The organism is Nocardia sp. NPDC058176 (genome assembly GCF_042883805.1).
Lineage (GTDB): Bacteria > Actinomycetota > Actinomycetes > Mycobacteriales > Mycobacteriaceae > Nocardia.
Genome location: NZ_JBHVVA010000008.1, coordinates 131992 through 144418, shown reverse-complemented (window position 1 = coordinate 144418; position 12427 = coordinate 131992). Strand labels below are relative to the sequence as shown.

The following is a 12427-nucleotide window of genomic DNA, read 5'->3' as shown; positions in this document are numbered from 1 at the left end:
TGGGCCCATGCAGGGCGCGTCGACACCAACCACCACGACCCGCGACCAGTTCCGGCTGCTCGCCGCCGAACACCGGGTGGTCCCGGTGACCCGAAAGGTGCTGGCGGACTCCGAAACTCCGCTCTCGGCCTATCGCAAGCTCGCCGACGACCGGCCGGGCACCTTCCTGTTCGAGTCCGCGGAGAACGGGCGCTCGTGGTCGCGCTGGTCGTTCATCGGCGCCGGCGCTCCGTCGGCGCTGACCGTCGTCGACGGCGAGGCGACCTGGTTCGGCACCGTTCCCGCCGACGCCCCCTCCGGCGGCGACCCGCTGCGCGCGCTGCACGAGACCCTCGAACTGCTGCGCACCGAACGCCTGCCCGGTCTGCCCCCGCTGACCGGCGGCCTGGTCGGCTACCTCGGCTACGACGCGGTGCGCCGGATCGAGCGGCTGCCCGAACTCGCCACCGACGATCTCCAGCTGCCCGAGCTGGTCCTCATGCTGGCCACCGACCTGGCCGCCTTCGACCATCACGAGGGCGCGATCACCCTCATCGCCAACGCGGTGAACTGGAACGGCACCGACGAGCACGTCGACGCCGCCTACGACGACGCCGTGGCCCGCCTGGACGCGATGACCGCCGCGCTGGCCGCGCCCGCCCCCTCGACGGTGTCGGTGTTCGACCAGCCCGAGCCGGAGTTCCTGCGCCGCCGCACCACCGAGGAGTTCAGCGTCGGCGTGCGCCGCCTGATCAAGGAGATCGAGGCGGGCGAGGCGTTCCAGGTGGTGCTCTCGCAGCGTTTCGAGATGGACTACACCGGCTCCCCGCTGGCGGTCTACCGGATGCTGCGCGCCTCGAACCCGAGCCCGTACATGTATCTGATGCACATCCCCGACGGCGAGGGCGGCACCGCGTTCTCCATCGTCGGGTCGAGCCCCGAATCGCTGGTCACCGTGAAGGACGGGGTCGCCACGACCCATCCGATCGCGGGGACCCGCTGGCGCGGCAAGACCGAGGAGGACGACATCCTGCTCGAGAAGGACCTGCTCGCCGACGACAAGGAGAACGCCGAGCACCTGATGCTCGTCGACCTCGGCCGCAACGACCTGGGCCGGGTCTGCCGTCCCGGCACGGTGCGGGTCACCGAATACCGCCACATCGAGCGCTACAGCCACGTGATGCACCTGGTCTCCACGGTGTCCGGGCAGCTCGCCGAGGGCAAGATCGCGCTCGACGCGGTGCAGGCCTGCTTCCCGGCAGGCACGCTCTCGGGCGCGCCCAAGGTGCGGGCGATGGAGCTGATCGAGGAACTGGAACCGACCCGGCGCGGGGTCTACGGCGGCGTGGTCGGCTACCTGGACTTCGCCGGTGACGCCGACACCGCCATCGCCATCCGCACCGCGCTGCTGAAGGACGGCACCGCCTACGTGCAGGCGGGCGCCGGCGTGGTCGCCGACTCCGATCCGGTCTACGAGGACACCGAGGCCCGCAACAAGGCCATGGCGGTGCTCAAGGCGATCGCGGCGGCCAAGACCCTGCGCACCTACGAGGGCGGCGAGGCATGAGCGAGTCGGCGGCGCGCGGCGAGCACCCCGACGGCGGCACCGCGCCCGCCCCGGCCGCCAAGCCGATCGTCCCGGTCGCGCTGCTCGCGGTCGCCGCGACCGGACTGTGGGCCTCGTCACGCATGACCTGGGTGACGGTGCACTCCGCCGACGGGCTCACCGAACCGCGCACCGACGACCTCGACGGCAGCACCTGGTTCGGCGCCCTGACCCCGCTGGCGCTGGTGCTGCTCGCCTCGATCGCGGCGGTGTTCGCGGTCAAGGGCGCGCTGCGGCAGGTGCTCGGGGTGGTGATCGCGGTGGTCGCCGCGGTCGCGGCGGTGCCGGGGTTCGCGCTGGCCGTGGGGGAGGGCAGGACCGCCGAACGCGCGGGCACCCTGGCCGAGCTGCCGGTGCGCGCGGTGGTCAGCGGCGCCGACACACACCTCGGGCCTGCGATTCTGTCGATTCTGGCGGCCACTCTCGCCCTGATCGCCGGCGTCCTGCTGACCCGCCGGACCGGCCGGGGCACCGAACTGTCGAGCAAGTACGACAACCCGGTGGTCCGCCGCGCCGACGCCAGCGCGCAGGTGAGCAAGCAGCAGTCGGAGACGCGAACCGCCGCGCCGCTGTCGGACCGGGTGCTCTGGGACGCGCTCGACGCGGGCACCGACCCGACCGAGGACCCCGACGAGCCCGGTGCGGACCGCGCGCCGGGCGAGCGGAAGCCGTGACGCCCGGCACCCCCGCCGCAGTGACACGCGCGGCGGCCATTTATTCTTGTCCAGCATCGGTGAGACAGCGCCTGAGGGGACTCTCAGGTGAGAAGTTCGTCTCCCCAGAAAGGATTCGAGCCAGATGACGGTACTCGACTCGATTCTCGACGGGGTGCGGGCGGACGTTGCCGCCCGCGAAGCCCTCCTCGATTTTCAGGCGATCAAAGCTGCCGCGGCCGCCGTGAAGGCACCGCTGGACGCGCGGGCCGCGCTGCACGAGGACGGGATCGGTGTCATCGCCGAGGTGAAGCGCGCCAGCCCCTCCAAGGGCACGCTGGCCGACATCCCCGATCCCGCCGTGCTGGCCAAGGCCTACGAAGACGGTGGCGCGCGCATCATCAGCGTGCTCACCGAGAGCCGCCGCTTCGGCGGTTCCCTCGACGACCTCGACGCCGTGCGCGCCGCGGTGAACATCCCGGTCCTGCGCAAGGACTTCGTCGTCGGCCCGTACCAGATCCACGAGGCCCGTGCCCACGGCGCCGACGTGATCCTGCTGATCGTGGCCGCGCTCGAACAGGATGTGCTCGCCTCGCTGATCGACCGCACCGAATCCCTCGGCATGACCGCCCTGGTGGAGGTGCACACCGAGGAAGAGGCCGATCGCGCGCTCGAGGCCGGTGCGTCGGTGATCGGCGTCAACGCCCGCAATCTCAAGACCCTGGAAGTCGATCGCGACGTGTTCGCGCGGATCGCGCCCGGTCTGCCCTCGGAGGTCATCCGGGTGGCCGAGTCCGGGATCCGCGGCACCGCCGACCTGCTGGCCTACGCCGGTGCGGGCGCCGACGCGGTGCTCGTCGGCGAGGGCCTGGTGACCAGCGGCAACCCGCGTTCGGCGGTGTCCGAACTGGTGACCGCGGGCACCCACCCGTCCTGCCCGAAGCCGGCCCGCCGGAGTATTCGGTGACCGCTCTGCCCCCGGCCAGTGCCGGTGTCGCCCGGTACAGCGACTACGAGCCCGACGCGGGCGGGCACTTCGGCGTCTACGGCGGACGGCACGTCCCCGAGGCGCTGATGGCGGTGATCGAGGAGGTCACCGCCGAGTACGACAAGATCCGTTCCGATCGCGGCTTCCTCGACGAGCTCGACCGGCTGCAGCGCGACTACACCGGCCGGCCGTCGCCGGTGTTCGAGTGCACCCGGCTGGCCGAGCACGCCGGTGGCGCGCGGATCTTCCTCAAGCGCGAGGACCTCAACCACACCGGTTCGCACAAGATCAACAACGTCCTCGGCCAGGTCCTGCTGGCCAAGCGGATGGGCAAGACCCGCGTCATCGCCGAGACCGGCGCCGGTCAGCACGGCGTCGCCACCGCGACCGCGTGCGCGCTGCTCGGCCTGGACTGCGTGATCTACATGGGCGCGGTCGACACCGCCCGCCAGGCGCTCAATGTCGCCCGGATGCGGTTGCTCGGCGCCGAGGTCATTCCGGTCGATTCCGGTTCGCAGACCCTCAAGGACGCCATCAACGAGGCGCTGCGCGACTGGGTCAGCAACGCCGACGACACCTTCTACTGCTTCGGCACCGCCGCGGGCCCGCACCCGTTCCCGCTGCTCGTGCGCGATTTCCAGCGCGTGATCGGGCTCGAGGCGCGCGAGCAGATCCAGCAGCCGAGCCAGGCGGGCCGGCTGCCCGACGCGGTGGTGGCCTGCGTGGGCGGCGGCTCCAACGCCATCGGCATCTTCCACGCCTTCATCCCGGACGCCGGTGTGCGCCTGGTCGGTTTCGAGGCGGCCGGTGACGGCGTCGAAACCGGGCGGCACGCGGCCACGTTCACCGGTGGCACGCCCGGTGCGTTCCAGGGCGCCTACTCCTACCTGCTGCAGGACGAGGACGGGCAGACCATCGAATCGCATTCGATCTCGGCCGGTCTGGACTATCCGGGCGTCGGGCCCGAGCACGCCCACCTCAAGGACATCGGTCGCGCCGAGTACCGGCCGATCACCGACACCGAGGCCATGGACGCGCTGCTGCTGCTCTCTCGCACCGAGGGCATCATCCCGGCCATCGAGTCCGCGCATGCCGTGGCGGGCGCGCTGAAGCTGGGCCGTGAGCTCGGCGAGGGCGCGGTCGTCCTGGTCAACCTGTCCGGTCGCGGGGACAAGGACATGGACACCGCGGGCCGCTGGTTCGGTCTGTTCGACGACGACGCCGAGGAGAACCAGTCGTGAGCCAGCAGTCCCGTCTGGCGAACACCTTCGCCGCCGCGCGCGCGGAGAACCGGGCCGCGCTCGTGGGGTACCTGCCCGCGGGCTATCCCGATCTCGCCGGATCGATCGACGTGGTTCGTGCCATGGTCGAATCCGGTTGCGACATCGTGGAAGTCGGCGTCGCCTACTCCGATCCGGTGATGGACGGACCGACCATCCAGGCCGCCGCCGAGCAGGCCCTGCGCGGCGGGGTGCGGGTGCGCGACGTGTTCCGGGTCGTCGAGGCCATCACCGAGGCCGGGGGACAGGCCGTGGTGATGAGCTACTGGAACCCGGTGCTCAAGTACGGCGTCGACACCTTCGCGCGCGACCTGGCCGCGGCCGGTGGCGCGGGCATCATCACGCCGAACCTGATCCCCGACGAGGCCGACGACTGGTTCATCGCCTCGTCCACGCACAATCTGGACCGCATCTTCCTGGTCGCGCCGTCCTCGACCGAGGAGCGACTGGTCAAGACCCTCGAGGCCTCGCGCGGTTTCGTCTACGCGGCCTCCACCATGGGCGTGACCGGCGCCCGTGACGCGGTCTCCTCGGCCGCGCCCGCCCTGTGCGCCCGGATCCGCGCGCACTCCGACATCCCGATCGGCGTCGGCCTCGGCGTGCGCTCGGGGGCACAGGCCGCCGAGATCGCCGGCTACGCCGACGGCGTGATCGTCGGCTCGGCCCTGGTCTCGGCCGCCGCCGAGAGCCTCGACGCCGTGCGGGCACTGACCGCCGAGCTGGCCGAGGGCGTGCGTTCGGCGACCGTCCGCATCTAGTTCGTCCGACATCCGGGCCCGGCAGCGCAGACGCTGCCGGGCCCGGTGTCGTCATCGGTGCGGCGACCACTGTTCGGGTGGCGGCAACGTGCCCGTGCGCCCTTCCATTAACCTGGGGCGCGTGAACTCAGTCCTGGCCTACATTCCGAGTCCGCCCCAGGGCGTCTGGCACCTCGGACCCGTCCCGCTCCGGTCCTACGCGCTGTTCATCATCCTCGGCATCATCGTCGCCCTGTGGTGGGGTGAGCGCCGGTGGCGCGCGCGCGGCGGTCAGCCGGGGGCGGTGCTCGATGTCGCGATGTTCGCGGTGCCCGCCGGGCTGATCGGCGGCCGGATCTACCACGTGGCCACCGACTGGCAGAAGTACTTCGGCGAGGGCAAGGACCCGATGGAGGCCCTCTACGTCTGGCAGGGCGGCCTTGGCATCTGGGGCGCGGTGTTCTTCGGCGGCGTCGGCGCCTGGATCGGCTGCCGGGTGTACAAGATCCCGCTGCCCGCCCTCGGTGACGCGATCGCGCCCGCGGTGCTGCTCGCCCAGGCGATCGGCCGCCTCGGCAACTACTTCAACCAGGAGCTCTACGGCCGCCCGACCGATCTGCCGTGGGGTCTGGAGATCTACAACCGGTTCAACCCCGAGACCGGCGCGCGGGACATGATGAACGGTGTCTCGACCGGCCAGGTCCAGGAGGTCGTGCACCCGACCTTCCTCTACGAACTCATCTGGAACGTACTGATCGTCGTGCTGCTGGTGCAGCTGGACAAGCGCTACCGGATCGGGCACGGACGCCTGTTCGCCCTCTATGTCGCCGGGTACAGCTTCGGCCGGTTCTTCGTCGAGCTGATGCGCAGCGACGAGGCGACCCAGGTGCTCGGCATCCGGATCAACTCGTTCACCTCCGCGATCGTCTTCCTCGGCGCCATGGCCTATTTCGCACTGGCGACCAAGGGCAGGGAGACCCCGGCGCAGTTGCAGCCCAGCGATGAGGTGCGGCCGTGGCCGTGGCAGATCTCGAAGCTGCGGGCGGCCGGTGCGGCCGACAACGCCGCGGACGCCACGTCCACGGACAAGGCGGCGACCACGGACAAGGCCGTGAGCACGGACAAGGCCGCGCCGACCCAGGACAAGTCCGACGACGAGACCCCGGCGGCCGAGGACGCGGTCGCCGAGCCGACGAAATCGGGGACGAAGAAGTCCTGAACCACGAAGGGTTCGCCAAATCGGCGGGCGTGCGGCAACATTCCAGACGCCCGCCGCGATATTTCGTCGACAGTGTCGCCGGTCGTTCGAGGGGCGCCCGAGGCGACACCGGCCGCGGGCGCGCCGCCGTTCGGCCGATCGCCACCGGCCGGGGGCCACGACGGGTACCGCACGAATGATGGAGGACATGAGTGACCGACCCCTACAACCCCAATCCACAATACGGCCCTGACCTCGGCAAGCAGCCCGATTCCGGTGCCCAGCCGCAGTACGGTCAGCCCGCCTACGGCCAGCCGTCGGATCCTTACGCGCAGCAGCCGGGCTATGGCCAGCCGCAGCCGGGATACGGTCAGCCGCAGTACGGTCAGCCGCAGCCGGGGTACGGTCAGCCCGCCGATCCGTACGGTCAACCCCAGCCCGCCTACGGCGGGGCGCCCTACGGCATGCCGCAGGGCTACAACCCGGCCGATCCGGAAGCGCCGTACGGCCGGGACATGTACGGCGTCCCGTTCTCGGACAAGCAGAAGCTGATGGCAGGCCTGCTGGAGATCTTCCTCGGCAGCTTCGGTGTCGGCCGCTTCTACCTCGGCTACACCGGTCTCGGCATCGCCCAGATCGCCGTGGTGTGGCTGACCTGTGGCCTCGGCGCGATCTGGCCGCTGATCGACGGCATCATGATGCTGACCGGCAAGGTGCCCGACGCGCAGGGTCGTCCGCTGCGTGACTGAGCGTGATCACCGCTCGCGCCGAACGGGTGCTCCGCCTCCGCGGGGCACCCGTTCGCGTTTCCGGGTGAGAATTCCGATCATGGTGAGCGATACTCTGTGTCGGTCTGTGGCGGCGCCGTAGCGTCGCTTGGCCTGCGCGTACCGACGCGCAGCGGAGAAAGGGATCTCTCGTGCGCAAATTACTTGCCGCCGCCGTACTCGCCGTCGTCACCGCGACCGGCCTGTCGGCCTGCTCGTCCGACGCCGACCCGAACGTGCTGAAGGTGGGCACCGAGGGCACCTACGCGCCGTTCAGCTACCAGGAGGGCGGCACGCTCACCGGCTACGACGTCGAGGTCGCGCAGGCGGTCGGCGAAAAGCTCGGCAAGCGGGTGGAATTCGTGCAGACCCCGTGGGACTCGATCTTCGCCGGCCTCGAGTCCAAGCGCTTCGATCTGGTCGCCAACCAGGTCACCGTGAATCCCGAACGCACCGAGAAGTACTCGCTCTCGCAGCCCTACACCATCTCCGAGGGCGTGATCGTCACCGCCGCGGACAACACCACCATCACCTCGCTCGCCGATCTGGCGGGCACGACCACCGCGCAGTCGGCCACCAGCAACTGGGCCAAGGTCGCCGAGGGCGCGGGCGCGAAAGTCGAAGCGGTGGAAGGGTTCGTCCAGGCCGTGCAGCTGCTCAAGGCCGGTCGCGTGGACGCCACCGTCAACGACACCCTCGCCGTGGGCGAGTACGTGAAGAAGACCGGCGACACCGGTGTGAAGATCGCGGGCCAGACCGGCGAGACGAGCGAGCAGGCCTTCGCCGCGCGTAAGGACGACGCCGCGCTGATCGCCGACGTCGACAAGGCGCTCGCGGAACTGGCGGCCGACGGCACCCTGGCCCGGCTGTCGGAGAAGTACTTCGGCACCGACGTCAGCAAGTAGCGGATGGACTCCGCGACCAGGGAGCTGATCTGGCACAACCTGTGGCCGATGCTGAAGGCCACGGTCACCATGACGCTGCCGTTGACGGCGATCAGTTTCGTCATCGGCCTCGTCATCGCGGTGGGTGTCGCGCTGGCGCGGATGTCGTCGCGGCGGGTGTTCTCGGCACCCGCCCGCTTCTACATCTCGATCATCCGCGGCACGCCCCTGCTGGTGCAGCTGTTCATCGTGTTCTACGCACTGCCGCAGTTCGGGGTGGTGATCGATCCGTTCCCGGCCGCGGTGATCGCGTTCAGCCTCAATGTCGGTGGCTACGCGGCCGAGGTGGTGCGCTCGGCGATCATGAGCGTCGCGCACGGGCAGTGGGAGGCCGCCGAGTCACTCGGCATGACCTATCCGCAGACGCTGTGGTTCGTGGTGTTCCCGCAGGCTTCGCGGATCGCGGTGCCGCCGCTGTCGAACACGCTCATCTCCCTGGTCAAGGACACCTCGCTGGCCTCGACGATCCTGGTGACCGAGCTGCTGCGCACCGCCCAGCTCGCCGCCGCCCCCACCTTCGACTTCTTCGCCCTCTACGGTGTCGCCGCGATCTACTACTGGATCATCTGCCTGTTCCTGGGCTTCGGCCAGACCCGGCTGGAGACCCGATTGTCGCGGCACGTGGCGGTTCGGTAGCAACCGATTTCGTGAACACCTCGCTAACTCACCGGTCAACCCGACCGGGGAAAAGACGCGCCGGGGCGGGAGGACTACGCTCTTACCCGTGATGCGACGGACGAAGATTGTGTGCACCCTCGGACCGGCCACTGCCTCCCAGGACCGTATTCGTGAGCTCGTCGAAAGCGGCATGGATGTGGCCCGGCTGAACTTCAGCCATGGCGACCACGCCGACCACGCCGACAACTACAAGATGGTCCGCGCGGCCTCCGACGAGACCGGCCGCGCGGTCGGCATCCTGGCCGACCTGCAGGGCCCCAAGATCCGCCTCGGCCGCTTCGCCGAGGGCCGCACCGAGTGGGCCAACGGCCAGCAGGTGCGGATCACCGTGGACGACGTCGAGGGCACGCACGGCCGCGTCTCGACCACCTACAAGGAACTCGCCACCGACGCCAAGGCCGGTGACCGGCTGCTCGTCGACGACGGCAAGGTCGGGCTCACCGTCGAGCACATCGACGGCAACGACGTGGTCTGCCGGGTCACCGAGGGCGGCCCGGTCAGCAACAACAAGGGCCTGTCGCTGCCGGGCATGAACGTGTCGGTGCCCGCCCTGTCCGGCAAGGACATCGAGGACCTCGAGTTCGCGCTGAAGCTGGGTGTGGACTTCATCGCCCTGTCGTTCGTGCGCTCGCCCGCCGACATCGAGCTCGTGCACGAGATCATGGACCGGGTCGGGCGGCGGGTGCCGGTGATCGCCAAGCTGGAGAAGCCCGAGGCGATCGACAACCTCGAGGCGATCGTGCTCGCCTTCGACGCGGTGATGGTGGCCCGTGGCGACCTGGGCGTGGAGCTGCCGCTCGAGCAGGTGCCGCTGGTGCAGAAGCGCGCGATCCAGATGGCCCGTGAGAACGCCAAGCCGGTGATCGTGGCGACCCAGATGCTGGAGTCGATGATCGAGAACTCCCGCCCGACCCGCGCGGAGGCCTCCGATGTCGCCAACGCGGTGCTCGACGGCGCCGACGCGGTGATGCTGTCGGGGGAGACCTCGGTCGGCGCCTGGCCGATCGACGCGGTCCGCACGATGGCGCGCATCGTCACCGCCGTGGAATCGGAGACCTCCCGGGTCCCACCCCTGACCCACGTCCCGCGCACCAAGCGCGGCGTGATCTCCTACGCCGCCCGCGACATCGGCGAGCGCCTCAACGCCAAGGCGCTGGTGGCGTTCACCCAGTCCGGTGACACCGTGCGCCGCCTGGCCCGGCTGCACACCCCGCTGCCGCTGCTGGCGTTCACCCCGCTGCCGGAGGTGCGCAGCCAGCTGACGCTCACCTGGGGCACCGAGACCTTCATCGTGCCCATGGTGGAGAGCACCGACGCGATGATCCACCAGGTGGATCAAGCGCTGCTGTCGATGGAGCGTTATCGCAAGGGTGACCTCGTGGTCATCGTCGCGGGCTCCCCGCCGGGTACCGTCGGTTCCACCAACCTGATCCATGTGCATCGCATCGGCGAGGAGGACCACTAGTCGTGAGTAGTTCGGTAGGCGGATCGGTCGAGGTCGACGCCGCGCAGGGTGAGCCGTCCCCCGATCTGGGGGTGCTGCTCGGTCTGCTCGACCTCGAACCGATCGGCGAGGACGTCTTCCTCGGCAACCATCCCGAGAAGGTGTGGAGCCGCACCTTCGGCGGGCAGCTGGTGTCGCAGGCGATCGTCGCTGCCGGACGCACCGCGGTGGGTCGCCCGCTGCACGCGATCAACGCGCATTTCGTGCGCGGCGGAGATGTGAAGAAGCCGATCGAGTACCACGTGCAGCGTCATCGTGACGGTCGCGCGCTGGCCAACCGGACGGTCACGGCCAGCCAGGACGGGCAGGAACTGTTCGTCATGCTGGCCGCCTTCCAGGACTGGGGCAAGGGGCTAGAGCACTCGCACGAGGGGCCGGATGTGCCCGACCCCGAGACCCTGCCCCGGGTCGAGGAGAGCTTCGCGGGCTTCGAGGACAAGCTCGAGATGTTCATCAACGCCCCGCACCCGATCGACATGCGCTACACCAACGACCCGGCGTGGATCCTCAAGGGCACCGGCGAGAAGCTCAACCACAACCGGGTCTGGATGCGCACCGACGGCACCATGCCCGACGATCCGCTGCTGCACGTCGCCGCGCTGGGCTACTCCTCCGACACCACCGTGCTGGATTCGATCATCACCACGCACGGTTTGTCGTGGGGGCTGGACCGAATCCTCGCGGCGACGGTGAACCATTCGATCTGGTTCCACCGGCCGTTCCGGTTCGACGACTGGACCCTCTACGCCACCGAGTCACCGGTCGCGGCGGGCTCGCGGGGCCTGGCGACCGGCCGGTTCTACTCGCGCACCGGCGAACTGCTCGCCACCACCGTGCAGGAAGGCGTCATCCGGCACTTCCCGGCCCGCTGAATCGCTCAGCGCTGCTCGCGGTCGAGTTCGAGGGCGAGGTCGGTGCGCTGGTCGGCGCGCAGCCGGAAGGGGATGCCGGGGCACGGCGGTGGCCCGACCGCGCCGTAGACGGCCAGCACCAGACAGTCCTCGAGCTCGGTGACATCGGTGTCGGTGAATTCGACCGGGTCGCCGACCAGGCTCAGCGCGATCTCGTAGGTGGCCTCGGTCTTCGGGTCGAGACCGGAATGCGTACCGCGCCACTGTGTTTCGAGATCGTGGTGGATCGGGTCGGCGGTGTCGACGGGCAGGGTGAACCGCCAGGCGAAGACGTCTCGGTCCTGAAGATGGTCGTCGACCACGGTCCGGATACTGGCGACGATGCGGTCGAGGATTTCCGGCGTCACGAACACATGGAGCGAAACATCCGAAATGCGTTTCGGCAAGTCTCCAGTCCTGTCCTGTGTCGAACCAGCAGGGCAACAGCGCGTCCGCGCCGAAGTGTAATCCCTGTGCGGCCCGGGGAACAGAGCCTCGTTCAGCGGCCCCGCTGAGCGGCCAGGAATGCCGAGAGCGGGCGCGCCGCCCCCGGCTCGATCACCAGGCCGGGACGCTGCTCGACGTATCGGGTCTGTTCGTGCGGCGCCAGCGCGCCCAGCAGCGGGAACAGCAGTTCGGCGATGCGGTCGCCGACCTCGAGGAAGGCCTCGGCCGAGAGCCCGATCGGGTCGGCGATGTTCTCCCGGCCCACATAGGCCAGGTCGTTGCGGGCCCGGTGCAGTGCGGCAATGGATTTCGCGCCGGTGACCTTGGCGATCCGGTGTGCCTCCGGCAGGGTGAAGGTGCGCGCCGCGGCGCCGAAGCCGAGTTCGGCCACCTGCTCGCGCAGTGATTCGGTCATCGTCAGCACCAGGTCGGCGCGATCGACCATCTCGGGCTTCAGTTTGCGCGCCTTGAATCCCTCGGTGTCGCCACCGAGTCCGGCAATGGTCTCCGCGGCGAGCGGTTCGGCCGGAAAACCCACCAGCGCACGTGTTCCGGCGCTGTCGGCGGTGAGGCCGGGCAGGCCGTGGTCCACCGCGAACGCCCTGGCCAGTCGTTCGGCGATCACCGAGCGGCAGACATTGGAGTTGCAGACGAACAGCACGTGCATACCGACACCGTAATCGGGTCGATTGTCGTGCAATAGACTGAAATTGTAACCATCACAGGCGTGGTACCGGTTATTCACCTTTCGGTTGA

At 69.6% G+C, this 12427-nt stretch carries 13 protein-coding genes; 11 read left to right on the top strand and 2 right to left on the bottom strand.

All coding sequences use genetic code 11. From position 1 onward, the window contains the following. Positions 1-7: 7 nt before the first annotated feature. The 11 genes from ACFVVM_RS30400 (at position 8) to ACFVVM_RS30350 (ending at position 11206) form a co-directional block, all read left to right on the top strand. Positions 8-1546: an anthranilate synthase component I gene (locus ACFVVM_RS30400; RefSeq protein ID WP_387625313.1), complete on the top strand. Its 1539-nt coding sequence runs from the start codon at positions 8-10 to the stop codon at positions 1544-1546. After that, positions 1543-2259, top strand: a complete 717-nt coding sequence (locus ACFVVM_RS30395) for a TIGR02234 family membrane protein (protein WP_387625311.1) — start codon at positions 1543-1545, stop codon at positions 2257-2259. Before ACFVVM_RS30400 ends, ACFVVM_RS30395 begins: the two co-directional genes overlap by 4 nt. Positions 2260-2383: 124 nt before the next feature. Next, a complete protein-coding gene (trpC, locus tag ACFVVM_RS30390; protein WP_387625309.1) occupies positions 2384-3205 on the top strand; it encodes an indole-3-glycerol phosphate synthase TrpC in 822 nt (273 codons plus the stop codon). Further along, the gene (trpB, locus tag ACFVVM_RS30385) at positions 3202-4467 is read left to right on the top strand and encodes a tryptophan synthase subunit beta (protein WP_387625307.1); all 1266 of its coding nucleotides are present in this window, start codon (positions 3202-3204) and stop codon (positions 4465-4467) included. Before trpC ends, trpB begins: the two co-directional genes overlap by 4 nt. Then, positions 4464-5264 (top strand): tryptophan synthase subunit alpha, encoded by an 801-nt coding sequence (trpA, locus tag ACFVVM_RS30380; protein ID WP_387625305.1) that lies wholly within the window; start codon positions 4464-4466, stop codon positions 5262-5264. Before trpB ends, trpA begins: the two co-directional genes overlap by 4 nt. A gap of 121 nt (positions 5265-5385) precedes the next feature. Then, on the top strand, positions 5386-6462 hold the full coding sequence (lgt, locus tag ACFVVM_RS30375; RefSeq protein WP_387625303.1) for a prolipoprotein diacylglyceryl transferase: 1077 nt from the start codon (positions 5386-5388) through the stop codon (positions 6460-6462). A gap of 191 nt (positions 6463-6653) precedes the next feature. Next, positions 6654-7190, top strand: coding sequence for an NINE protein (locus ACFVVM_RS30370; RefSeq protein WP_387625301.1), 537 nt, complete (start codon positions 6654-6656; stop codon positions 7188-7190). A gap of 170 nt (positions 7191-7360) precedes the next feature. Beyond that, positions 7361-8113, top strand: coding sequence for an amino acid ABC transporter substrate-binding protein (locus tag ACFVVM_RS30365; RefSeq protein ID WP_387625299.1), 753 nt, complete (start codon positions 7361-7363; stop codon positions 8111-8113). Between the two features lie 3 nt (positions 8114-8116). Then, positions 8117-8788, top strand: a complete 672-nt coding sequence (locus tag ACFVVM_RS30360; RefSeq protein ID WP_387625297.1) for an amino acid ABC transporter permease — start codon at positions 8117-8119, stop codon at positions 8786-8788. Positions 8789-8876: 88 nt separating this feature from the next. Further along, complete coding sequence (gene pyk, locus ACFVVM_RS30355; RefSeq protein WP_387625295.1) at positions 8877-10295, top strand: pyruvate kinase; 1419 nt, start codon at positions 8877-8879, stop codon at positions 10293-10295. Between the two features lie 2 nt (positions 10296-10297). Next, the gene (locus ACFVVM_RS30350; protein ID WP_387625293.1) at positions 10298-11206 is read left to right on the top strand and encodes an acyl-CoA thioesterase; all 909 of its coding nucleotides are present in this window, start codon (positions 10298-10300) and stop codon (positions 11204-11206) included. A 5-nt stretch (positions 11207-11211) separates the two neighbouring features. On the opposite strand, the gene ACFVVM_RS30345 is transcribed toward ACFVVM_RS30350, so the two are convergent. Together ACFVVM_RS30345 and ACFVVM_RS30340 are read right to left on the bottom strand one after the other, a co-directional pair. Beyond that, positions 11212-11592: a hypothetical protein gene (locus ACFVVM_RS30345; RefSeq protein ID WP_387625291.1), complete on the bottom strand. Its 381-nt coding sequence runs from the start codon at positions 11590-11592 to the stop codon at positions 11212-11214. Positions 11593-11723: 131 nt separating this feature from the next. After that, positions 11724-12338: a low molecular weight phosphatase family protein gene (locus tag ACFVVM_RS30340; RefSeq protein WP_387625289.1), complete on the bottom strand. Its 615-nt coding sequence runs from the start codon at positions 12336-12338 to the stop codon at positions 11724-11726. Positions 12339-12427 lie beyond the last annotated feature (89 nt).